This window comes from Flavobacterium sp. ov086 (assembly GCF_900187965.1).
Classification (GTDB): Bacteria; Bacteroidota; Bacteroidia; order Flavobacteriales; family Flavobacteriaceae; genus Flavobacterium.
On record NZ_FZNL01000011.1, the window covers coordinates 62,708 to 85,564 of the forward strand.

Consider the following 22,857-nt stretch of genomic DNA (forward strand, 5'->3'; position numbering starts at 1 on the left):
AGATTTTTTATAATGTTCCAACATATTTTATGATTGTGAATTCGTCGATAACTTCCAGATTGGTATTTTTGATGTAAAAACTTTAATTTCGACAAAGATAATAATTCAAATTTGGAGGAGTTGCTTTTTTTTAATTTAGCTGAATTTTTATTTGAAATTTTTAAATATCTTTTTTGTAATATAATATTTGTTTATTTTTTCTATTTTAAGAATTTTTAAGATTTATTCGTACGTTTGTGTAGTTATTTATATGTTTAACCTTAAAAAAAAATAAAATGAAAAAAGTGTTACTTTGTGTTTTAGTAGTAACTTCGTTATTATCATGTAGTTCTGATCAGGAATCTTCAATTTCTAATGTCAATGGAATTGAAAAGAAAACTGACGTAACAAAGAATGTTATGAACTTTTCATACAAATCTAAATCATATTCATCTTCTTACGAAGTAAAAAATGATTCTACAATTGTACTTAATGAAAGTGTTGCAAACGATGTTTATCAAAAAATACAAGAATTACAAGAATTAGCAGTTTACGTAAATGCTGATAAAAGCTTATTATTTTTTGACAATTATAAAGATTTGCAAAAAGCTTTAAATTTAGACAATAAAAATAGTTCTAAAAAATCAATAACAGGTAAAACGGCTGCAGTTCAAACTGGAAGTATTACTTTTTATGAGCACAATATTTCTAATCCCGGACAATTTTTAACATTTCCAGTGTATGATAATGGTGTTGAAATTCCGGATGTTGGTATTCCTTATGGTTTTAGTGATAAAGCTAGTTCTTTTTATATTAAAGTTGATGTGCTTAATAAGTATACTGTAACTTTATTTAGAGATCAGAATTATGGTGGTAGATCTATAAGTTTCTTAGTACCATTAGAACTTTATGATGGTAACCTTGGAGGTCATAGAATGGGACCAGGTACAAATTGGAATGATCAAATGACATCTTTTAAGGTGACAGTGAGCAACTAATTTTTAATATTTCTTAAATTACTTTTTATAAAATTTGAAATGTCTGTTTTCTTGAAAAACAGACATTTTTTTTAATGATACTAAATTGTTTATTGTATGTATTTAAGTTAGGCTTTAAAAAAAATTGTCCATTTTATTTTAAAATTGTTGCAATATGTTTGTTAGATTTCCAATTATTAAAAATTTATTATTTTTTACTACATACAATCCATTTTTAAGAAGATTAAATACTTCCTTAAAATATTAGATAGTTTTAAAATGTTTTTTCTTAATAAATTTATGATCAAAAATGGATTTTTTTAGCCTGTTTATGATTTCTTTCACTTAAATTTATATTTTTATTTATTTATTGACTTTCTTGTTAGTAATAAGTTTATTTTTGTTTTTTTTAACTTGAAAAAAAACAAAACATCTATGTTTGCTGAGATTCTTGATGTCTAGATCTAATTATAAAGTGCCACATGCCTAAAAATTTTGTAAAAATAGTTATTCCTGTATATAAGGAATTTTTTGGTAAGCTAGAAGAAAAATCATTTCTTCAGTGTTGTAAAATCTTAAAAGATTATGAAATTGTAATAGTACACCCGGAAGGATTAAATCATTCTTATTTATCAGAAAAATTTGACAACATTTCTTCTAAAAGTTTCCCAAAACACTATTTTGCTAATATTGAAGGTTATAATGAATTATTATTATCTTCTACTTTTTATGAAAGTTTTTTAGACACAGAATATATTTTAATCTATCAATTGGATGCATTTGTTTTTAAAGACGATTTGAAAAATTGGTGTGAAAAGGGATATGATTATATTGGTGCTCCCTGGTTAGCAACTTATGCAGACTCCACTTGCAGGAGTTTATTGTATAAACTTGGTAAATTATTTCGATCGAAAAAGAAAAGAGCTAGAGAAGCAATATTCTTTAAAGTCGGAAATGGAGGGTTTTCATTACGAAAGGTGAAATCACATTATGAAATTTCTAAAAAATATAAGGAATTTATTTTTGATTTTTTAAATGAAAAAGATAAGGAGATTTATGCTATTGAAGATGTCTTTTGGTCTTTAAAGGCGCCAGAATTCGATTTAAATTTTAAAATCCCTAATTATAAAGAAGCTGTATATTTTGCCATAGACAGAAAACCTAATCTTGCAATGAAATTAACTCATAATGAACTTCCATTTGGCTGTCATGCTATTAACAAACCCAAAGTAATTAATTTTTGGAAGCCAATAATTGAAAAATATTAAATCAATTTTACATTAACATGATTGCAAAATTTAAATTTTCTTCTGCTATAAAAAGCTCAAAAGACATACTGTTTTTAATTAAAAATTTCAATACCGAGGGTGAGCTTTTTGGTAATGGAGATAGAAATAAGATCAAATTATTTGATTTAAACGGTAAAATAATCAACATAAAATCGTTTAAAATTCCTAATATAATAAACAAAGTTGCTTATAAGTATTTCAGAAAATCAAAAGCCAGAAGATCTTTTGAATATGCTACAATTTTATTAGAAAAGAGAATAGGAACACCGGAACCTATTGCGTTTCTTGAAAATTTTAATATTATTGGATTAAAAGATAGTTACTATGCCAGCGAGCATTTAGTAACCGAATTGACATATAGAGAACTGGTTGAAATCCCTGATTATCCTGATCACGATACTATATTAAGACAATTTACGAAGTTTACTTTTGATTTGCACGAAAAAGGAGTGGAGTTTCTGGATCATTCTCCTGGAAATACGTTAATTAAAAAAGTAGCTAAAAATCAATATGAATTCTTTTTGGTTGATTTAAATAGAATGAATTTTCATGATGTAATGAGTTTTGAGCAACGTATGAATAATTTCAGCCGTTTAACGCCGCAAAAAGGAATGATTGCGATCATGAGCAATGAATATTCAAAGTTCTATACAGCCAAAACTGAAGCTGAAATTTTTGAAAAAATGTGGCAGGCAACTTCTGATTTTCAAGAAGAATTCGCAAGAAAGAAAAGACTTAAAAAGAAACTGAAATTCTGGAAAAAATCTTAGTTTTTTGCTTTTATCTTTTTAAGTTCCTGAAAACGTACAGCGACACTCAAAGCATTTAAATAACAAATTATAATTCCTTTTTTACCATCCAGAAAACCGAGGCGAACCAGATATTGATTCAGAAATTGGTATGCAGGACGAATGTAAAAATGAAAATAATTTGGAGAGGTTTCTTTTAGTATCTCTTCCTGAGCTTTTAATTGCCCGTAGAAAACCATTTTTTGCTTATAATCTTCATAATTCGAATACGAATGATGTATAAGCTTGCTTTTTAGTTTTCCGATTTTTCCATTTACAATTAGCTTTTCGTGAACTATTTTATTGATATTATAACTGGCTTTTTCTCTCTTAAAAAGTCTAATAATTTTATCTGTTTGCCATCCGCTAAAGCGTAACTTTTTATTTTCGAACATAAAGTTTCGGCGCATAAAATACGCTGAAGCACTATTTTTCTGATTGATTATAAAGCTAATTTCCTTTTGAAGTTCAGGAGTTAATCTTTCGTCGGCATCTAGAAAAAGTATCCACGAATTCGAAGCTAAACTTAAAGCATAATTACGTTGTGCGGCAAAATTGTCAAAAGCATGCTGTACAACTTTCACGTTTTTGAAAGATGTTGCTATTTCAAAGGTTTTGTCTGTACTAAAAGAATCTACAACGATAATTTCATCGGCGAAAGCCAAATGATCGAGAACAGTTTTTATGTTTTGTTCCTCATTGTACGTAATTACCAATGCCGTTAAAAGTTGTTTTTCCGGTAAAATCATTCTGCAGAAGAGCTAAGATTTTGCTTTAGAAATAATTCAATTTTATCTTTAAAAAATTCAGGTTTAAATTCCTGATATAAAGATAAAGACTCTTTTTTGAGTATTTTTTCTGTTTTCTGTTCGAATAAATCAGCACGGTAGTCTTTTAAATGTACCGAAAGATGATGAATTCCATCTTCAAAAGTTGCCCAGATTTTCTTTTCTATCCAAGGAGAAAAAATAATAAAAGAAGGCTTCTCAAGCGCTTTTGCCATATTAATTGCACCACCATCATTACCAATAATTATATCGCATTGATTTACTAAGCCAATAAAAGATCGCAAATCTCCACCTAATAAATTAAAGTAGATTTTTTCCTGTGTTGAAGGTTTACAAGCGTCATAAACAGTTTTGGCTTCTTCAAGCTGCTTTGGGAAGTAATTAAAAAGAATATTCACATCGGCATTATCCGCAACATAATCAACCACTTTAGCCATGAATTCTAAAGGGTATGTTTTTAGTTTTTCACTTCCTAAAAGACTTATCATAACCGTTTTTCGATCTTTTCGAACATTATGTTTTTCAAAAAGAGCAATAGCTTCCTGATTTTCTTTTTCTGAAACGAATAACTTTGGAATTGGATCTGTTTTTATCTTTAAATCCAAAGGCTCTAATAAAGAAAGACGTCTTTCGATCGCTAATCCTAAATTAGTTTTTGGAAAAGGCTCAAACGGAACATTATCAGTATATAAAAAGTTTCTTCCGGGTTTTTTATAAGAGATTTTTTGTTTGGCATTGCTTAATAAAACCAAAATCCAGCTTTCGAGTTTCGAATAAGCATCAATTAATAAATCATATTTTTCGGCTCTAATTTGCAAGCCGAACTTTAATAATTCCTTTTTGCTTTTACGATGTTTTTCTTCGAATAAAATAATGTTGTCAATACTTGAATTACCTTCCAAAACGGGAGTTGTCGAGGCGTAAACTAAATAATCTATTTGAGCATCTGGATATGCAGTACGCAAATTATTGCATATTATACTGCTGATCAAAACGTCACCAATCATTTTTTGTTGAATTACAAGTATCTTCATATAGAAAACGGAGTCTTTTTGTTGGTTACAAATTGAAGCAAAAAAAATCCAAATTCCAATAGTATCAATTGGAATTTGGATTTTTTAATTTGTATTCGAAATCTTTTATTTTGAAGTTCTTTAAATAACAAGTTCATTATTAATGACTCTTCCATTAAAAGTTTGTATGTATGCTTTTAAGAAAGTTTCCATTTTTTTTGCTTGTAATTTGTCTGTGTGTGTTAAGTTTCTTTTTAATAAAACATCTTTTTTCCAGTTGTATAATCCAATAGTTTCATTGTTTGCAAAAGCTAAATAATAATCATCCTGAACTAAATGATAAGTTCCCTGAAGATAATAAACGGCAAAATTTTCTTTGGATTTATAGCTTTTCCCAAAACTAATCATGCTGCTTTTAATATTGAGATAATCTAAGATACTAGGCATAATATCGGTTTGCTGAAAAATCTTTTCGTCAACACCAGCAAATCCAGGATTTGAGGGATCATAGAATAAAATTGGGATTCTAAATTTTCCCATATTTGTTTTGTCTATATCTTTATCTCCTCCTGCTGATGTATGATCTGCAGTAAAAACAAAAAGAGTGTTTTTGTACCAGTCTTGTTTTTTTGCATTATCAAAAAATTTACGCAGAGCATAATCGGTGTAAGCTACACTTTCATGAATTTCTGTAGTTCCTTTTGGAAATTTTCCTTTGTATCGTTCTGGAATTGTATAAGGTGTGTGTGACGAAATGGTAAATAATGTCGTGAAAAATGGCTGTTTGAATGTTTTTACTTTGGAAGCAAAAAATTGCAAAAACTCCTCATCAAAAACTCCCCATTTACCGTCAAAGGCATCTTTGCCCGTGTATTCATCTTTACCAAAGTACTGATCAAAACCGGTTACTTTTGTGTATTGATCAAAGTTTTGGCTACCATTGAAAGCACCATGAAAAAAGGAAGTGTTATAGCCTTTATCTTTTAAAATTTTAGGAAGCCCATCTACTTTATTTAATGAAAAACTAGATGTTATAAATGAATTGTTCATTAAACTCGGAATGCTTGAAAGTACTGAAGGAACAGCATCAATAGAAACTTTTCCGTTTGCAAAGGCATTTTTAAAATAATGGGATTTCGTTATAAGCGAATCTAAAAAAGGAGTTTGTCCACGCCCAACATTTTCATTTCCATAGCTTTCTAAAATCAAAATGATAACATTTTTTTTGATAGGAGCCTGATTTGGGTTTAATGAAATTTTAGGATCGTAAATATTGATTAACTCTTTCTTGTTGAAATAGTTAGTTTCTTCAATATCATCATTTTTTGAAATGGTTTTTAAAATAGTAAATGGTGTGTTTAAGACTAGCCCAGTATTTTGAAGGGCTCCATATTGAATCGCATCTACAATTTTAATAGGTTTCTCTTGTATACCTCCGCGGCCAATAATTAAAATTATTACAATTGAAAGAACCAGAAATGCAGATTGTTTATAATAATCTTTTTTGGTTAATTTTTGTACTGAAATATCATTACTTGGAACAGAAATTAGAAACCATAATAAAATACTAAGTGCAAAAAAGATAAAGGTAATATACCAGAACTCTACGAGAAAAGTTGGAATTAATCCTATCGCTTCGTGTTCCATTCCTTTAGCGGTAATCATGTTATAGGTACTTCTTCGGCCAGTAAATCTAAAGTAGATTAGATCAATAAAGTTTGTTGCTATAAAAATTAAATTAACAGTGTAAAAGGCAATTTTTAAAGTCTTTTGATATTTGGGTTTGTATTTAAAATTACCCGGAAATAAATATGCAATTATGAAAAAAGTATTTAGATAGGCAATCGCGGAAAGATCAAAAAGTAAACCACCAAGAAATGTTTCAAAAGAAAATGTTCCAAATAATTCAATATTCATAAAATAAAACAAGGCTCTAAATGCTGTGTAAATAGTGATAATTAAGAGGAGATTTTTTAAAAATGTTATAGTGCTTTTTTTGTGATTAACCATTTACTTATTATTATGAAATTGTTATTTAACTAGGGGAATTTTTTTGCAAAAGAAAAAAAAAATTAAATAACATAAGAGAAAAATTGGTGTTATTTGAAGTATTTTATGTTGAGTATTGTTAGTCAGTATTTTAAGGTTAAAAATAACTTTTGCTTTTTTAAGCTTAAAGTGGCCCTCAATAAAACACTTTTAAAGAAGTGTAATAAAAAAAAGCCTTCCTGTGATCAGGAAGGCTTTGATATTTCAAAAGTTGAATTTTATATCTAAAACTTAAACGGCAACATCGTATTCACGAAGTGCATTATTTAATGAAGTTTTTAAATCTGTAGATGGTTTACGTGTACCAATGATTAAGGCACATGGAACCTGAAATTCACCAGCAGCGAATTTTTTAGTATAACTTCCAGGAATAACAACTGAACGTGCAGGAACAAAACCTTTCATTTCAACAGGCTCATCACCAGTTACATCAATAATTTTTGTTGAAGCAGTCAAACAAACGTTAGCACCAAGAACAGCTTCTTTGCCAACATGCACACCTTCTACGACTATACAACGAGAACCAATAAAAGCACCGTCTTCAATAATTACCGGAGCAGCTTGCAATGGCTCTAAAACTCCACCAATTCCAACACCACCGCTTAAGTGAACATTTTTACCAATTTGAGCACAACTACCAACAGTTGCCCAAGTATCAACCATAGTTCCTTCGTCTACATAAGCACCAATATTTACATAACTTGGCATCAAAATAACACCGCTGGAAATATAAGCTCCGTAACGGGCAACAGCATTTGGTACTACACGAATTCCTTTTTCAGCATAACCTCTTTTTAGCAACATTTTATCGTGATATTCGAAAATACCGGATTCCCATGTTTCCATTTTTTGAATTGGGAAATACATTACAACTGCTTTCTTAACCCATTCGTTTACTTGCCACTTATCACCAACTGGTTCAGCACAACGTAATTTCCCTGCGTCAACCAATTCGATAACTTCTCTAATGGCATCAGTTGTAGTGGTTTCTTGTAATAAAGCTCTGTTTTCCCAAGCTTGTTCAATTATAGTTTGTAAAGAATTCATATGATTTAATTTTTGGCAAAGATAACCTATTTGAGCAAAAGCAAAAAAGTAAAACCTTTGTAAAATGTTACAGATATAACTTTTTGTTTTTAATTTGATAAATAAAAACTTCAGCTTATAGCGATAATGCTTGCAAAAAAGATCCTATAAAAGTTTTTTTAATATCAAAATATGACAAAAATCAGATTCTCAATTTTTTCTTCTTTCTAATTTCGCGGCACGATTCCGGAATGATTTTCAATTCGGAATTATAAAATACCATTCCAAAACAAATCATTATAATCAGTAGAAAATGAATCAAGAAAATCAACTACAAAACCGAATTCCAGTTATAGATAAAGAAGTCTCGTGGGACAAAACTCAGGTAATTATGAGTAAAACAAATGCGTTTGGCATCATTGAATATGCAAATGAGACATTTGTTGATGTTTCGGGTTACGAGGATTACGAGTTAATGGGGCAGCCCCATAATATTATTCGCCATCCGGATATGCCAAAAGTTATTTTTAAAGTGCTTTGGGAAAATCTTAAAGGTGGGAAAAACTTCCACGCAATTGTAAAAAATCTGGCTAAATCCGGAAGATATTATTGGGTTATTACTGATTTTGAAATCGCAAAAGATGAAAACGGTGTAATTGTAAATTATTTTGGACGAAGACAATCAGTTCCGCAAGAAGTGATTACGCAACATATTATTCCTTTATATAAAAAGCTATTGCAAATTGAAGCTGCAAGCGGAGTAGAGTTTAGCGAAAAATATTTGATTGGATTTCTGGAAGAAAAAAAGAGAACGTATGTTGAATATATTAAGGAATTGATTTATGAACATGAAAAAGGTCAGTCGAAATTTTCTCAATATGTAGCAGAAGAAGAGGAGGAAGAAGAGGAAAGAGGTTTTTTTAGAAGGTTATTTAATAGGTAAATTTAATTGTTTTTTTTAGTTTCAGATATTTGAGTAAAGTCCGTTTTGAGTTTTCAAAACGGATTTTTTATTGTAACGTTAAATCTAAATAAGATTAGATTTAAAAGGTTTATATTTGTGTTATAAATGAAAGTATTATGGAAGCGATCAGATTAGAGTTTCAACCGGAGATTAAAGAGAAAGTGCTTAAGTTATTAAGTGAGTTTTCTCCAAATGAATTGAGAATTATTGAAGAAGATTCTAATTTTGAAGAAGATAAACGAAAAGTGCATGAAGCTTATGCAAAATTAAAAAGTGGTAATACGAAGTTGTATACTTTCGAAGAATTAGATGAGATTTTGGAAAAAACAATTTCTAAATATGAAAGTTAGTTTTACTACAGAATTTATACTAAGTATTAATGAACAAGTTGATTATATAGCCAGAGATAAACCGATAGCCGCAAGGAAATTCAAGAATGATTTGCTTAAGAAACTTAAAAAAGATTTGGTGAATCCTTTTCATTTTAAAAAATCAATTCATTTTAGTTACGAAAATATTAGAGATTATGTTTTTAAAGGTTACGTTTCTGTTTATGAAGTAGATGTTGATCTTCAAAAAGTTTCTGTTTTTGCATTTATTAAATATAGAAATTCTCTTTAAGATTATGATTTTTCCTTTCTATCTTTGCTTAAAAAACAAAAAATGCCAAGAATTCTCTCCATAGACTACGGACAAAAGCGCACCGGAATTGCTGTTACTGACGAAATGCAAATCATAGCTTCTGGCTTGACTACGATTCCCACAAATACGGTAATCGATTTTTTGAAAGATTATTTTGCTAAAGAAAAAGTCGAAGCAGTTTTAATTGGCGAGCCAAAACAAATGAACGGACAACCTTCAGAAAGTGCTTCAATTGTTAAAGGATTTGTGACTCATTTTTCTAATATTTTTCCGGATATGAAAGTTGTTCGTGTCGATGAACGCTTTACTTCAAAAATGGCATTTCAAACAATGATCGATAGTGGACTGAGTAAAAAACAGCGTCAGAATAAAGGATTAATTGACGAAATTTCGGCTACAATAATGCTTCAGGATTATCTTTCTTCAAAACGTTTTTAATTTTTTTAACATTCAAAACCATAGCCTCTTATTTTTTAGAAAAACATAACTTTTATCATATAATTTTAGTTTTTTTTTGCAATTATAAAAAGTACCTTTGCACTTTAAAAACAATATTGTTATGCCTAATGAAACAATACGTTCTAATAGTGAAGTAGTACTTATTGGAGCGGGAATTATGAGTGCTACTCTTGGGGTAATTTTGAAAGAATTACAACCTGATATAAAAATTGAAATTTACGAAAGATTAGATGTTGCTGCAGCCGAAAGCTCAGATGCTTGGAATAATGCAGGAACAGGACATTCAGCTTTTTGTGAGCTAAATTACACTCCAGAAAAGGCTGACGGAAGTATTGACCCAAAAAAAGCAATAAGTATAGCGGAATCTTTTGAGATTTCTCGTCAATTCTGGTCCTATCTGGTTCAGGAAAATAAAGTGCCATCTCCGGATAATTTTATTAAAAGCGTTCCTCATATGAGTTTTGTTTGGGGAGAAAAAAATGTAGAATACCTTAAAAAAAGGTTTGAAGCATTGCAAAGTAATCCAATCTTTTCGCAAATGGAATTCAGTTCTGATTTTGAAAAACTGAAAGAATGGATGCCACTTGTAATGGAAGGTAGAGAAGCTAATGAAAAACTGGCAGCTACTCACATGGAAATTGGTACCGATGTTAATTTTGGTGCTTTGACCAGAAGTATGTTTAATTACTTGGAAAAACTTGATGGCGTTACTTTACATTTTAATCATGAAGTAACAAAGTTAAAACAGCGTGAGGATAAAACCTGGAGAATTAAGGTAACTGATATAGCAACAGGTCAAAAACGAAAAGCTTATACCAAATTTGTTTTTATTGGAGCTGGTGGAGGTTCACTTCCTTTGTTAGAAAAGGCAAATGTTCCTGAAGGAGATGGTTACGGAGGTTTTCCGGTAAGCGGACAATGGTTAAAATGTACAAATCCGGAAGTAATTGCTAAACATCAGGCAAAAGTTTACGGTAAAGCTAGTGTTGGTGCACCACCAATGTCAGTTCCTCATATTGACACTCGTGTAATTGACGGAGAAAAAGCATTGCTTTTTGGTCCTTTTGCTGGATTCTCAACACGTTTCTTAAAAAATGGTTCTTACTTGGATTTACCATTATCTATAAAAGCAAACAATTTAATTCCGATGTTATCAGCGGGATTTCATAATATTCCATTAACTAAGTATTTAATCGAGCAAGTGCGTCAGTCTCCAAAAGACAGAATGAAAGCTTTACGCGAATATTTGCCAACAGCACGTTCTAAAGACTGGAAATTAGAGAAAGCGGGGCAACGTGTTCAGGTGATTAAAAAAGATGAAAAAGGTGGTGGAGTTTTAGAATTTGGTACAGAAGTTATCAATACTCATGACGGAACTTTAGCGGTTTTATTAGGAGCTTCTCCGGGAGCATCAACTGCAGTAGCTATTATGGTTGATTTGGTTAACAGATGTTTTACAGACCAAATTAAAACACCGGAATGGGAGGCAAAAATGAAAAACATGATTCCTTCTTACGGACAGACTTTAAATGATAAACCAGAGCTTTTAGCAGAACTTAGAAAACATACTTCTGAAGTTTTGAAATTAAGAAATAACTAAGCTCAGATCTTATAATAAATAACAAATCCAGATGAATTAATCTGGATTTGTTGCTTTTATCTCTTTTGTAATTTTCAGAATCTTTTCGGCAAGATTGCTCATCCAGATCAATTGTTCGATAACCATTTGAGCTTCCTGCATCTTGGCTTGACGTGTTTCTTTATCGAGTTCATCATCTGCAGCCAAGCGCTTAAAATTAACTCGTTTAAGTTCTTCAAATTGTAAAGTAACATCTTCTTTATCGAAAAAAGTATCTGTTATAACGGCTTCATTTCTTAAAATAGAAATCGAATGATCTAAATTCGATAATATAGTTTTTATAATATAATTAAAGGATTCTGAGGCTGATGTTGTTTGGTGCGACTGAATATATGTCGATAATGATGCCAAAGCAGATAATATCGAATGGTTTAAAACAACCAATTTGTTGACTAATGGTAATGTTTTTTGTTTCGACTTTGGTTCCTGCATCATTCGCTGAAAAGAAGTCATTAAGTTACCAATTTCAACAAAAGCATTTTTTCGGGCTAATCGGTACGACGTTGGAATTTCTCCTTTTTTATTATAAAAATCAGCAATTTCCCTAAGGTAATTTCTATTGGCACGAATCGTATTTTCAATATGGATAGGTGTATTTATAAATTCCCAGGCAGGCCATAAAAACTGATTGGCGACAAAGGCTAGAATCGCTCCGGCTAATGTATCTAAAACTCTAAACTGAATCACTTCAACAACATTGGGAGTTAAAATTCCGTATATAAATACAACGTACATGGTCACAAAAGTTGCGCTTATTTTATAATTGATCTGAGTAAACGAAATTCCAAGAAGCATACAAATGATAGACAATATACTAAGTGCAACGTGATTTTGAATGATTGAAACAATTCCAAAAGCCAGTAATCCGCCCAGAATAGTTCCGAAAATTCTATTGTACGAACGTTCTTTGGTTAATCCATAACCAGGTCGCATAATTACAACGATCGTCAATAAAATCCAATAGACATTTTGAAAAGGTAAAAGCTGCCCGACAACAAAACCAATCAAAATGGTAATCGTTAAACGCAAGGAATGTCTGAAAATAGAAGAGGAAAGACTTAAATTTTCAGTTAACGTGCGCAACGGATAATATTGCGGCGTTAAGAATTTTTCCAACTCTTTATCCTTGTCCTTTAGTTTATAAGATTGCATGGCAAGCGAAAAAGCACGCTGAATAATTTTAATTTTCCCAACTTGGTTTTTGGCGTATTTCAGCATATTGGTTAACATCAAAACGCCTTCAGCAGCTTCTTCAGGACCTAATGTTTTTTCGTAATCAAAAATGGCAAACTCAAGAGCATCAAGTTCATTTTTTAAATCATTTTTATCTACATAAACGGCAATATGATGTACGTTTTTAGAAAGTTTTTTTAGAGTTGAAGCTAGTTTATAAGCTACATTTTGATAAGTTCTGAGAACATCCGGATGTTTAGCAAATTTCTCGTGAAGTTTACTGTGATCAAAGGATGTATAAAGTGCCAGTTCCTGAATTTCGACTAATGTGATAAAAACAAGCAGCATTTTACGGTTTTGACTCGTAGTTGCAGATGCGCTCTGATTACCAATAAGCATCTTTCTTAAATCTTCATGAATCAGATTTAAATCAACCTGAACGGCCAATTGTTTCTCAATTATGGCTTGTCTATTGGCTTCAGGACTCCATAAATCACCTCTTAATTTTAAGTATTTTGCAGTTAGTTTTATTCCATCGGCAATTTGTAATTCTACATACTTATAAGGTTGTATAAAATGAAAAACAAGAGATACAATTAAATATAGGATACCGCCAATAAATATAAAACCGGAGTATTCAAAAGCTTCCCATCCTTCATGCAAATGCCCGAATGATAATGAAATAGATAATAAAGCTGAGAATGAAACTAAAGTAGCACGTTGTCCATAAACCGAAATCATCGAGCATAAAAAAAGCAGAAACCCCAGAAAAGGATAAAATAGAAACGGATATGGATAGGTAAGATTTACTAATAAATTAACGCCGGATACAATAAATGAAGCAACAATAAGTCCTTTGATCTTATGACTTAATGAACTCGGAATATCACTTGGATAGGTATAAAATGCACCTAAAGCAATTGTAAAACCAATTTCGAAATGTCCTAAAAAATTTAAAATTAAAACAGGAACAACAGAAGCAATAGTTACTTTTGAGGCGTTTAAAAAAGAAGTACTGTTGGTGAATTTCGAGATACGATCAAGCATATATTGCGGTTTACTAGCAAAGGTAAGAATTGTACGAATTATTTTGGCATAATTATGGATGAGATTTTGCGGAGTTATCAAAAAATAGATATATTCTATTGTAGAAAATTATTCATTGACTATTTTTTACTATTTTTGCCACCTGAATTAAGGAGGACTAAATTTAGGTTTTTCAGTAGATAATACATTAAAATAATACAAATGATTTTACCAATTGTAGGATATGGTGATCCTGTTTTAAGAAAAGTGGGTGAGGCAATTGCGCCAGATTACCCAAACTTAAAAGAAACAATAGCAAACATGTATGAAACCATGTACAACGCTTATGGTGTTGGACTAGCTGCACCGCAAGTTGGTACAGCAATTCGTTTGTTTGTGATTGATACGACTCCTTTTAGCGATGATGAAGATTTACCGTCAGAAGAGCAAAAAAACTTAAAAGGGTTTAAAAAGACTTTTATCAATGCTAAGATCGTAAAAGAAGAAGGTGAGGAGTGGAGTTTTAACGAAGGATGTTTAAGTATTCCGGATGTTCGCGAAGATGTCTATAGAAAACCAACTGTTACGATAGAATATTGCGAAGAAGATTTTGTAATGAAAACAGAGGTTTTTGATGGTTTAATAGCAAGAGTTATTCAGCACGAATATGATCATATTGAAGGCGTTTTATTCACAGATAAAATATCTTCATTAAAAAAACGTTTGATTCAAAAGAAATTGAAAAATATTACTGAGGGTAAAACTTTTCAAGAGTACAGAATGAAATTTGCTGCTGCAAAAAAAGGAAGATAAGTATTCTAAAGTAGTTTTAGAATCGAGAAAATATAATAAATCAAATTCTTAATACTAATTTTAATAAACATGAATTTAGAGAAAATTTTAGCCATTTCTGGGAAACCAGGTTTATATGTATTGAAAGTACAAACTCGTACAGGTTTTGTGGCAGAATCATTATTAGATGGAAAAAAAATTACAGTAAACTTAAAAAGTAACGTAAGTTTATTATCAGAAATTTCAATTTATACACACGAAGGAGAAAAACCATTGACTGAAGTAATGCAACGTATTGCAACTAAAGAGAACAAAGGGCAAGCTATTTCGCACAAAGAAGATAATGCTACATTAGCAGGTTACTTCAAAGAAATTTTACCGGATTATGATGAGGAAAGAGTTTATCCTTCTGATATTAAAAAAGTATTAAACTGGTACAACACACTTCAAACAAAAGGATTAGTTACTGATTTAGCTCTAGCTGCTGCTGAAACTACTGAAGAAGCACCAGTTGTTGAAGAAAAACCAAAAAAAGCTCCGGCTGCTAAAAAAGCAAAAGCTAAAAAAGAAGAATAGTAGATTTTTACATTCAAATATATTAATCCTGTTAAGACATTTTCTTGACAGGATTTTTTTTTTTAAGCTACACATATTTGAAATTATTTATGATTTTTTAAAGGTAATTAATGAAATTTAAAATTTAAATTTGTAAGAAAATATGTCTAATTATTCATTTACTTAAAGTAAATGAATTCTGCTTCGGTTTAATGCTTTTAGTTTTGAAAATTGAATTGAAAGTTGATATTGTTTTTCTATAATTTAATTTTTAAATAAAAAAAATGAAAAAGGTTAGCGCAAAAATTTTGCTTGGTTTGGCAGTAATTATTCTTATATCTTGTGAGAATAATAAAGGAGAAAAAAAGGTGCCTGAAGAATCAAAGCACTGGAGTTATGATGGAGAAACAGGCCCGAAATATTGGTCAGAAATTGATCAGAGTGATTGTGGAGGAAGCGCACAATCTCCAGTTGATATTGTAGAAACCGAAATGGATGAAACTTTACAGCCTATTGATTTCCATTACAGTGAAGAAACAAAAATACATGATGTTGTAAATAATGGGCATTCTATTCAGTTTAATTTTGAAGAAGGAAATTATATAACTCTTAACGGAGATCAATATAATTTAGTACAATTTCATTTTCATGAACCGGCAGAACATACTATTAAAGGAGTTAGATATCCATTAGTAATTCATATGGTTCATAAAAATAAGGAAGGAAAGTTTGCCGTAGTGGCTATAATGGCAAAAGAAAGTAAAGGGAATAATGAAACTTTTGATTTTCTTGATAAATTTTTACCAATTAAAGTTAACGAGACTATTGAAGTAAAAGATGTTTTCAATTTAAAAGAAGTTTTACCTGATAATCAAGCGTATTATACCTATACGGGGTCACTAACAACTCCTCCTTGTACAGAAGGAGTTCAATGGTTTATTTTTAAAAATTCAGTAGATGTTTCTTTAAAAATGATTGAAGATTTAAGAAAAATAATGCCAATTAATAATTTTAGAGATATCCAGCAATTAAATGGGCGGGTTATTAAGGAATCTAAATAAGTATTAGAAAAAAGAAGATCGTAAGATCTTCTTTTTTTATATATAGATGACTTAATTAATAAAATAAATTAATTTTGTTCTAATAAATAAAACAATGAGCAAAGAACTTCAACTTAAAGCCTTCGAAAGATTATTAATTATCATGGATGAGCTGCGTGAACAATGTCCTTGGGATAAAAAACAAACGTTGCAAACCTTAAGACATCTTACAATTGAAGAGACTTACGAATTAGGAGATGCTATTTTAGATAATGATCTGAATGAAGTAAAAAAGGAATTGGGTGATTTGTTACTTCATATTGTTTTTTATGCCAGAATAGGCTCTGAAACCAATGATTTTGACATTGCCGATGTTTGTAATGAAATTTGTGACAAGCTAATTCATCGTCATCCACATATTTATAGTGATACCGTTGTAAAAGATGAAGAAGAAGTTAAACAAAACTGGGAAAAATTAAAGCTCAAGGAAGGCAAAAAATCCGTTTTAGAAGGAGTTCCAAGAAGCTTACCGGCACTAGTAAAAGCAAGCCGAATTCAGGATAAAGTAAAAGGAGTTGGTTTTGATTGGGAAGAACCACACCAGGTTTGGGATAAAGTCCAGGAAGAACTGGAAGAATTACAAGTTGAAGTAAAATCAGGTGATCAGGATAAAATTGAAGCCGAATTTGGTGATGTTTTATTCTCAATGATTAATTACGCAAGATTTCTAAATGTAAATCCGGAAGATGCTTTAGAACGTACCAATAAAAAATTTATAAAGCGTTTTCAATACCTTGAAAGCAAAGCCGGTGAATTAGGTAAACCGTTAATGGATATGACTTTGGCGGAAATGGATGTGTTTTGGAACGAGGCTAAAAAACTATAACTATTCAGCCAGTTTTTTTAATGCTTTAATATCTTTTAGCATAATTTTTTTACCCTTTAATTCAATCAATTCCAGTTTATTAAAATCTGATAATAATCGGATACAGCTTTCGGTAGCAGTTCCAATCATTCCGGCTAATTCTTCTCTGCTAAGCTGTACTTTTAGGGTTTTATCTGTGTTTTCGCCAAAGAAGTCATATAGATACAATAAGGTTTCGGCTAATCGTTGTTTAACCGTTTTTTGAACCAATGCGATTTTGTCGTTTTCAGATTCTTTCAAATCCTCACAAACAGATTGCATCAGATTCATAGAAAACTGATTGTTATTATTAAAGAAATGTATGATTTCAGTTTTCGGAATAAAGCAAACTTCCATATCGGCAACTGCTTTTGCAGTCAGATTTGCCGGTTCGTTACTAATCATAGAACGTTGACCTAAAAGTTCTCCTGATTTTACCAGTTTAACAATCTGATCTTTTCCGTTAGCACTTAATTTAGAAAGTTTTCCAACGCCATCTTTTATACAAAAAACACCATTTGTGATTTCGCCTTCTTCAAAAATTGCTTCACCTTTTTTTATTTTATAGGTAGATTTGCTATTAGCCAACTGTACAACCTCATCTTTATTCAGTGCTTTAAGAGAAGATAACTGTCTTACGATACATTGGTCACATTTATTCATAGCAAAAATATTTACTGCAAAATTAACCAATATTCACGTTCGAAGGTGTTATTATTAGCTAAAAAACATATAAAAAATCTTATCTTGTTATTTAACTGTTTTATTTCAGTAAATTAGAATTCGATTTTATTACAATATGATAAATGTCATATTTAAAGTCGCTTCTTATTTTGAATATTTGTTAGATAAAAAAAACAAATTATGAGTGAGCAGAGTTGCTTTCATTGTGGGCTTACCGTTCCTAAAAATGAAGAGATCAATTTTGATGAAAAAAAGTTCTGTTGCAACGGCTGTAAAACCGTTTACGAAATTTTTAGTCTTCATGATTTAACCTGTTATTATGATTTTGAAAAATCACCAGGTGCCACTCCACAAGATATTCAGGGTAAATATGACTTCCTGGACAACGAGGCTATTTTATCAAAAATATTAGAATTTCAGGAAGGCAATACAGCAATTGTTTCCTTAAATATACCCCATATTCATTGTAGTTCCTGTATTTGGATTCTTGAAAATTTAAACAGAATTCAATCTGGAATAAGTACTTCACAAGTTAATTTTCCTGAAAAAAGAGTTCGTATTACCTTCAATTCAGATCTTGTTTCGCTCAAGGATATTGCAAATTTACTTAGTTCAATAGGTTATGAACCTTATATTAGTTTAGAAAATTACGAAACAGGAAAAAATAGTATCGACCGAAGTTTAACGTATAAACTTGGTGTTGCTTTCTTTTGTTTTGGAAATATTATGTTACTTTCTTTTCCGGAATACTTTGAAATTAAAGAATTCTGGTTAGACAACTACAAACCGTTTTTTAGAATTTTAATTTTTGTTTTGGCATTGCCTAGTTTTTTATACTCAGCAAGTGGTTATTATGTTTCTGCTTACAAAAGTATCAAATCGGGATTGTTAAACATTGATATTCCAATTGCTTTAGGAATTATCGTAATGTTTGTTCGAAGTACATTTGATATTTTCATGAATTATGGATCTGGTTTTTTCGACAGCTTAACGGGACTGGTATTCTTTATGTTGCTTGGAAAAATGTTTCAAATAAAAACCTATAGTTTTTTAAGTTTTGAACGTGATTTTAAATCCTATTTCCCAATTGCTGTTACCCGAATCAATGCAGATACATCTGAAGAAAGTGTTCCTATCTATGATATTTTAAAAGGGAATCGATTATTAATTAGAAATCAGGAATTAATTCCGGTTGATGGTATTTTAATAAGCGAAAGTGCTGAAATTGATTACAGTTTTGTAACAGGAGAAGCAGTTCCGATAACAAAAAAATCGGGAGATAAAGTATTTGCCGGTGGAAAACAAATAGGTAAAGTTATTGAAATGGAAGTTTTGCATTCCGTTTCCCAAAGTTATCTGACGCAGTTATGGAGTAATGAAATTTTCCAGAAAAAAGTATTCCAGAAACACAAAACAATTACCGATGCAATTAGTCGCTATTTTACCCCTATATTATTATTAATTGCTTTTGGTGGATTTGGCTACTGGATATTTATTGATGCAAATACTGCTTTCAACGTTTTTACAGCTGTTTTAATTGTAGCTTGTCCTTGTGCATTGGCTCTTACTGCACCGTTTACTTTTGGAAATATTCTAAGAATAATGGGCAAGCAAAAAATGTATCTTAAAAATGCTTTAGTTATAGAACAATTGGCTAAAGTAGATACCATAGTTTTTGATAAAACCGGAACAATTACAACCAACAAAAAATCCAATATTCTATATGAAGGAGATGAATTAAGTGAAGCAGATTCTATGCTTATCAAAAATGTTCTTCGCGGCTCAAATCATCCTTTAAGCCGAATGTTGTATGATCTTTTACCGGAATCAAAAAGACTTATAATTGATGATTTTCAGGAGATAACCGGAAAAGGAATTCAGGCTTCTGTTGAGAATAAAACAATCAAAATAGGATCTGCAGAATTTGTTGAAAGCCCGGTTTCTGATCTTTCAGAAATTGAAAAAACGGGTTTACATATTAGAATTGGCGGTATTTATTATGGAAAATTTACATTTCAGAATCAATATAGAGAAGGACTGGAAAAATTATTCCAGATACTAAATAAAGAGTATCAAATTAAAGTATTATCAGGGGACAACGATGGTGAAAAAGCTAATTTGGAAGCTATTTTGCCTAAAAATACAGAACTGATTTTTAATCAAAAGCCGGAACAGAAACTCGAGTTTATTAAAGAACTGCAAGAAAGCGGGCGAAATGTAATGATGGTTGGTGACGGTTTAAATGATGCCGGTGCTTTAGCACAAAGTAATGTTGGAATCTCTATTTCTGAAAATGTCAATGTGTTTTCTCCCGCTTGTGATGCGATTTTAGCGGCGAGCGAGTTTTCGCGACTTGATTACTTTTTAAAGCTGTCTCAAAAATCAATCACAATAATAAAAATGAGTTTTGTTTTATCATTACTCTACAATATTGTAGGACTTTCTTTCGCAATTACAGGGAACTTACTTCCTTTGGTTGCGGCGATTATCATGCCTTTAAGCACTATTACGATCGTAAGTTTTGTGACTTTAATGTCTAACTATTTTATTAAGAGTAATTTAAAATGATTATTAAGTAGTTTTATAGTATTTTTTTTATAAATTTAACATATTACTTCAACTATGATAATTATCATATTTTACCTGCCGACAACATAGTAATTTTGTTAACATATATTTAAGGTATGAGTGTTATTTATCTATTAATTTCAGTAAGTATTTTCGTGGCAATTGGATTCTTTATAGCCTTTATTGTTGCTGTTAAATCAGGACAATATGATGACGATTATACGCCTTCCGTCAGAATGCTTTTTGACGATGAAACCAAAATCACTCCCAAGAATAATAATTCACCAACAGAAGAAAAACAAGTATAATTATGGAAATGGAACAGTTTTACTACGATAACAAAATTGTAAAAAAATTCATTTACGCCACCATCCTTTTTGGAGTAGTGGGTATGTTAGTGGGCCTAACCTTAGCGGTTATGTACCTTTTTCCCAATATAACAGACGGGATTTCATGGCTTAGTTACGGTCGATTAAGACCATTGCATACCAATGCGGTTATTTTTGCCTTTGTTGGAAATGCTTTTTTTGCCGGTATGTATTATTCGCTACAGCGATTGTTAAAAGCCAGAATGTTTAGCGATTTTCTAAGTAACCTGCATTTTTGGGGCTGGCAGCTTATTATTGTTGCGGCGGCTATAACATTACCATTAGGTTATACTTCTTCTAAAGAATATGCTGAATTAGAATGGCCAATTGATATTGCTATTGCTCTTATTTGGGTAGTAATGGGAATCAATATGATTGGTACAATGTTACGTCGTAGAGAACGTCATTTATACGTTGCGATTTGGTTCTATCTTGCAACATTTGTAACAGTTGCTGTTTTACATATTTTTAATAATATTGAACTTCCGGTTTCAGCTTTAAAAAGTTATTCTGTTTACGCAGGAGTTCAGGATGCACTGGTACAATGGTGGTACGGTCACAATGCAGTTGCATTTTTCTTGACAACACCATTTTTAGGATTGATGTATTACTTTATTCCTAAAGTAGCTAATCGTCCTATTTATTCTTACCGTTTATCTATTATTCACTTTTGGTCTTTAATCTTTATTTATATCTGGGCAGGACCACACCACTTATTATATTCAGCTTTACCAAACTGGGCTCAAAATTTAGGCGTAGCATTCTCAATAATGTTAATAGCTCCATCTTGGGGAGGTATGATTAACGGACTTCTGACGTTGAGAGGGGCATGGGATAAGGTTCGTGAAGAACCGGTTTTAAAATTCTTTGTAGTAGCAATTACAGGTTACGGAATGGCAACTTTTGAAGGTCCGATGCTTTCTTTAAAAAATGTAAATGCTATCGCGCACTATACAGACTGGATTATTGCACACGTTCACGTAGGAGCATTAGCTTGGAACGGGTTTATGTCATTTGGTATCATTTATTGGTTGATTCCAAGAATGACAAAAAGCACCTTATTCTCAAAGAAATTAGCCAACTTCCACTTTTGGATTGGAACTTTAGGAATTATTTTATATGCTTTACCTATGTACGTTGCTGGTTTTCAACAAGCGTCAATGTGGAAACAATTTAATCCAGATGGTACTTTAACTTATGGTAACTTCCTTGAAACAGTAACAGCGATTATGCCATTATATTGGATGAGAGCGATTGGAGGTACTTTGTATTTAATTGGAATGCTGACATTGGTTTATAATATCATTATGACCGTGAGAGCAGGTGATACAATCGAAGATGAATTGGCTCAGGCTCCGGCTTTACAAAGAATTAGCAGTAACAGGCTTAATGGTGAAAAATTCCATAGCTGGTTAGAAAGAAAACCAATTCAATTGACCATTTTGGCTACAATTGCCATTTTAATTGGAGGGGTTATTCAGATTGTACCAACGATTATGGTTAAATCAAACATTCCAACAATTTCAAGTGTTAAGCCATACTCACCTTTAGAACTTGAAGGGCGTGATTTATATATCAGAGAAGGTTGTGTTGGTTGTCACTCACAATCCGTTCGTCCTTTTAGAAGTGAAGTAGAACGTTACGGGCCACAATCAAAAGCGGGAGAATTCGTATATGATCATCCATTCCTTTGGGGATCAAAACGTACAGGTCCTGATTTGTTAAGAGTGGGCGGAAAGTATAATGATAATTGGCATTTTAACCATTTCTGGAATCCGCAAAGTATTTCTGCAGGTTCAATTATGCCAGGTTATAAATGGTTATTTGATAATGAGCCAATGGATATTTCATTAACTCAAAAGAAAATGCAAGCTATGGTTACACTTGGTGTTCCTTATACAGAAGCTGAAGTTGCAAATGCACAAAAAACATTGAGAACTCAGGCACTTGCAATTGAAAAAAACTTAGAAAATGATCCTGACTATGTAAAAAGTTACGAGGAAAGTAAGAAAAAAGCAGCTGCAAGAGGCGAAAAATTCATTCCTATGAATGAAAGAGAAATAGTTGCTATGATTGCTTATATACAAAGACTTGGAACTGATATAAAAGTAAAAGAGACATCTAAATAATAACA

The 22,857-nt window shown here is 31.2% G+C and carries 21 protein-coding genes; 15 read left to right on the top strand and 6 right to left on the bottom strand.

All coding sequences use genetic code 11. The features are described from left to right. Positions 1 to 275 precede the first annotated feature (275 nt). The 3 genes from CHB81_RS13315 (at position 276) to CHB81_RS13325 (ending at position 3,015) form a co-directional block, all read left to right on the top strand. A complete protein-coding gene (locus tag CHB81_RS13315) occupies positions 276 to 977 on the top strand; it encodes a hypothetical protein (protein WP_089352357.1) in 702 nt (233 codons plus the stop codon). Positions 978 to 1,438: 461 nt separating this feature from the next. Further along, positions 1,439 to 2,224 (top strand): DUF5672 family protein, encoded by a 786-nt coding sequence (locus CHB81_RS13320; RefSeq protein ID WP_089352358.1) that lies wholly within the window; start codon positions 1,439 to 1,441, stop codon positions 2,222 to 2,224. 17 nt (positions 2,225 to 2,241) lie between these two features. Next, positions 2,242 to 3,015, top strand: coding sequence for a Kdo domain containing protein (locus CHB81_RS13325; RefSeq protein ID WP_089352359.1), 774 nt, complete (start codon positions 2,242 to 2,244; stop codon positions 3,013 to 3,015). On the opposite strand, the gene CHB81_RS13330 is transcribed toward CHB81_RS13325, so the two are convergent. The 4 genes from CHB81_RS13330 to CHB81_RS13345 all read right to left on the bottom strand — a co-directional run bounded on the left by CHB81_RS13330 (position 3,012) and on the right by CHB81_RS13345 (position 7,930). Then, the gene (locus CHB81_RS13330; RefSeq protein ID WP_089352360.1) at positions 3,012 to 3,782 is read right to left on the bottom strand and encodes a glycosyltransferase family 2 protein; all 771 of its coding nucleotides are present in this window, start codon (positions 3,780 to 3,782) and stop codon (positions 3,012 to 3,014) included. The two genes, CHB81_RS13325 and CHB81_RS13330, sit on opposite strands and share 4 nt — an antisense overlap. Then, complete coding sequence (locus CHB81_RS13335) at positions 3,779 to 4,855, bottom strand: glycosyltransferase family 9 protein (RefSeq protein WP_089352361.1); 1,077 nt, start codon at positions 4,853 to 4,855, stop codon at positions 3,779 to 3,781. The genes CHB81_RS13330 and CHB81_RS13335 overlap by 4 nt, the downstream gene beginning before the upstream one ends. 120 nt (positions 4,856 to 4,975) lie before the next feature. Further along, a complete protein-coding gene (locus CHB81_RS13340; protein WP_254921090.1) occupies positions 4,976 to 6,751 on the bottom strand; it encodes an LTA synthase family protein in 1,776 nt (591 codons plus the stop codon). A gap of 363 nt (positions 6,752 to 7,114) precedes the next feature. Further along, positions 7,115 to 7,930, bottom strand: coding sequence for a 2,3,4,5-tetrahydropyridine-2,6-dicarboxylate N-succinyltransferase (locus tag CHB81_RS13345; protein ID WP_026982140.1), 816 nt, complete (start codon positions 7,928 to 7,930; stop codon positions 7,115 to 7,117). Between the two features lie 292 nt (positions 7,931 to 8,222). On the opposite strand from CHB81_RS13345, the gene CHB81_RS13350 reads away from it, so the two are divergent. The 5 genes from CHB81_RS13350 to CHB81_RS13365 all read left to right on the top strand — a co-directional run bounded on the left by CHB81_RS13350 (position 8,223) and on the right by CHB81_RS13365 (position 11,574). Beyond that, positions 8,223 to 8,852, top strand: coding sequence for a PAS domain-containing protein (locus tag CHB81_RS13350; protein ID WP_089352363.1), 630 nt, complete (start codon positions 8,223 to 8,225; stop codon positions 8,850 to 8,852). 137 nt (positions 8,853 to 8,989) lie between these two features. Continuing rightward, on the top strand, positions 8,990 to 9,223 hold the full coding sequence (locus tag CHB81_RS26870; protein ID WP_110837465.1) for a hypothetical protein: 234 nt from the start codon (positions 8,990 to 8,992) through the stop codon (positions 9,221 to 9,223). After that, positions 9,213 to 9,494, top strand: a complete 282-nt coding sequence (locus CHB81_RS26875) for a type II toxin-antitoxin system RelE/ParE family toxin (RefSeq protein WP_110837464.1) — start codon at positions 9,213 to 9,215, stop codon at positions 9,492 to 9,494. Before CHB81_RS26870 ends, CHB81_RS26875 begins: the two co-directional genes overlap by 11 nt. A gap of 42 nt (positions 9,495 to 9,536) precedes the next feature. Beyond that, a complete protein-coding gene (gene ruvX, locus CHB81_RS13360; protein WP_089352364.1) occupies positions 9,537 to 9,953 on the top strand; it encodes a Holliday junction resolvase RuvX in 417 nt (138 codons plus the stop codon). A gap of 121 nt (positions 9,954 to 10,074) precedes the next feature. Beyond that, positions 10,075 to 11,574: a malate:quinone oxidoreductase gene (locus CHB81_RS13365; RefSeq protein ID WP_089352365.1), complete on the top strand. Its 1,500-nt coding sequence runs from the start codon at positions 10,075 to 10,077 to the stop codon at positions 11,572 to 11,574. A 36-nt stretch (positions 11,575 to 11,610) separates the two neighbouring features. Here CHB81_RS13365 and CHB81_RS13370 read toward each other — a convergent pair whose 3' ends face one another. Further along, positions 11,611 to 13,833 (bottom strand): FUSC family membrane protein, encoded by a 2,223-nt coding sequence (locus CHB81_RS13370; RefSeq protein WP_089352366.1) that lies wholly within the window; start codon positions 13,831 to 13,833, stop codon positions 11,611 to 11,613. A 201-nt stretch (positions 13,834 to 14,034) separates the two neighbouring features. Between CHB81_RS13370 and def the strand changes: the two genes are divergently transcribed. The 4 genes from def to mazG all read left to right on the top strand — a co-directional run bounded on the left by def (position 14,035) and on the right by mazG (position 17,085). Continuing rightward, positions 14,035 to 14,625, top strand: a complete 591-nt coding sequence (gene def / locus CHB81_RS13375) for a peptide deformylase (RefSeq protein ID WP_089352367.1) — start codon at positions 14,035 to 14,037, stop codon at positions 14,623 to 14,625. A gap of 69 nt (positions 14,626 to 14,694) precedes the next feature. After that, a complete protein-coding gene (locus CHB81_RS13380; protein WP_089352368.1) occupies positions 14,695 to 15,180 on the top strand; it encodes a DUF5606 domain-containing protein in 486 nt (161 codons plus the stop codon). A gap of 263 nt (positions 15,181 to 15,443) precedes the next feature. Continuing rightward, complete coding sequence (locus CHB81_RS13385) at positions 15,444 to 16,220, top strand: carbonic anhydrase (protein WP_089352369.1); 777 nt, start codon at positions 15,444 to 15,446, stop codon at positions 16,218 to 16,220. Positions 16,221 to 16,314: 94 nt separating this feature from the next. After that, complete coding sequence (mazG, locus tag CHB81_RS13390; RefSeq protein WP_089352370.1) at positions 16,315 to 17,085, top strand: nucleoside triphosphate pyrophosphohydrolase; 771 nt, start codon at positions 16,315 to 16,317, stop codon at positions 17,083 to 17,085. Here mazG and CHB81_RS13395 read toward each other — a convergent pair whose 3' ends face one another. Continuing rightward, complete coding sequence (locus CHB81_RS13395) at positions 17,086 to 17,766, bottom strand: Crp/Fnr family transcriptional regulator (protein ID WP_089352371.1); 681 nt, start codon at positions 17,764 to 17,766, stop codon at positions 17,086 to 17,088. 201 nt (positions 17,767 to 17,967) lie between these two features. Between CHB81_RS13395 and CHB81_RS13400 the strand changes: the two genes are divergently transcribed. The 3 genes from CHB81_RS13400 to ccoN all read left to right on the top strand — a co-directional run bounded on the left by CHB81_RS13400 (position 17,968) and on the right by ccoN (position 22,852). Beyond that, complete coding sequence (locus tag CHB81_RS13400) at positions 17,968 to 20,355, top strand: heavy metal translocating P-type ATPase metal-binding domain-containing protein (protein ID WP_089352372.1); 2,388 nt, start codon at positions 17,968 to 17,970, stop codon at positions 20,353 to 20,355. Between the two features lie 116 nt (positions 20,356 to 20,471). Next, entirely contained in the window at positions 20,472 to 20,663 is a 192-nt protein-coding gene (ccoS, locus tag CHB81_RS13405; protein WP_089352373.1) for a cbb3-type cytochrome oxidase assembly protein CcoS, read from the top strand. A gap of 2 nt (positions 20,664 to 20,665) precedes the next feature. Then, positions 20,666 to 22,852, top strand: a complete 2,187-nt coding sequence (gene ccoN, locus CHB81_RS13410; RefSeq protein WP_089352374.1) for a cytochrome-c oxidase, cbb3-type subunit I — start codon at positions 20,666 to 20,668, stop codon at positions 22,850 to 22,852. The last annotated feature ends 5 nt before the right edge of the window (positions 22,853 to 22,857 follow it).

Bases quoted from the DNA above. Each gene is read 5' to 3' on its own strand.
- CHB81_RS13315 (WP_089352357.1), top strand. From the start codon at position 276: ATGAAAAAAGTGTTACTTTGTGTTTTAGTAGTAACTTCGTTATTATCA.
- CHB81_RS13320 (WP_089352358.1), top strand. From the start codon at position 1,439: ATGCCTAAAAATTTTGTAAAAATAGTTATTCCTGTATATAAGGAATTT.
- CHB81_RS13325 (WP_089352359.1), top strand. From the start codon at position 2,242: ATGATTGCAAAATTTAAATTTTCTTCTGCTATAAAAAGCTCAAAAGAC.
- CHB81_RS13330 (WP_089352360.1), bottom strand. From the start codon at position 3,782: ATGATTTTACCGGAAAAACAACTTTTAACGGCATTGGTAATTACGTAC.
- CHB81_RS13335 (WP_089352361.1), bottom strand. From the start codon at position 4,855: ATGAAGATACTTGTAATTCAACAAAAAATGATTGGTGACGTTTTGATC.
- CHB81_RS13340 (WP_254921090.1), bottom strand. From the start codon at position 6,751: ATGAATATTGAATTATTTGGAACATTTTCTTTTGAAACATTTCTTGGT.
- CHB81_RS13345 (WP_026982140.1), bottom strand. From the start codon at position 7,930: ATGAATTCTTTACAAACTATAATTGAACAAGCTTGGGAAAACAGAGCT.
- CHB81_RS13350 (WP_089352363.1), top strand. From the start codon at position 8,223: ATGAATCAAGAAAATCAACTACAAAACCGAATTCCAGTTATAGATAAA.
- CHB81_RS26870 (WP_110837465.1), top strand. From the start codon at position 8,990: ATGGAAGCGATCAGATTAGAGTTTCAACCGGAGATTAAAGAGAAAGTG.
- CHB81_RS26875 (WP_110837464.1), top strand. From the start codon at position 9,213: ATGAAAGTTAGTTTTACTACAGAATTTATACTAAGTATTAATGAACAA.
- ruvX (WP_089352364.1), top strand. From the start codon at position 9,537: ATGCCAAGAATTCTCTCCATAGACTACGGACAAAAGCGCACCGGAATT.
- CHB81_RS13365 (WP_089352365.1), top strand. From the start codon at position 10,075: ATGCCTAATGAAACAATACGTTCTAATAGTGAAGTAGTACTTATTGGA.
- CHB81_RS13370 (WP_089352366.1), bottom strand. From the start codon at position 13,833: ATGCTTGATCGTATCTCGAAATTCACCAACAGTACTTCTTTTTTAAAC.
- def (WP_089352367.1), top strand. From the start codon at position 14,035: ATGATTTTACCAATTGTAGGATATGGTGATCCTGTTTTAAGAAAAGTG.
- CHB81_RS13380 (WP_089352368.1), top strand. From the start codon at position 14,695: ATGAATTTAGAGAAAATTTTAGCCATTTCTGGGAAACCAGGTTTATAT.
- CHB81_RS13385 (WP_089352369.1), top strand. From the start codon at position 15,444: ATGAAAAAGGTTAGCGCAAAAATTTTGCTTGGTTTGGCAGTAATTATT.
- mazG (WP_089352370.1), top strand. From the start codon at position 16,315: ATGAGCAAAGAACTTCAACTTAAAGCCTTCGAAAGATTATTAATTATC.
- CHB81_RS13395 (WP_089352371.1), bottom strand. From the start codon at position 17,766: ATGAATAAATGTGACCAATGTATCGTAAGACAGTTATCTTCTCTTAAA.
- CHB81_RS13400 (WP_089352372.1), top strand. From the start codon at position 17,968: ATGAGTGAGCAGAGTTGCTTTCATTGTGGGCTTACCGTTCCTAAAAAT.
- ccoS (WP_089352373.1), top strand. From the start codon at position 20,472: ATGAGTGTTATTTATCTATTAATTTCAGTAAGTATTTTCGTGGCAATT.
- ccoN (WP_089352374.1), top strand. From the start codon at position 20,666: ATGGAAATGGAACAGTTTTACTACGATAACAAAATTGTAAAAAAATTC.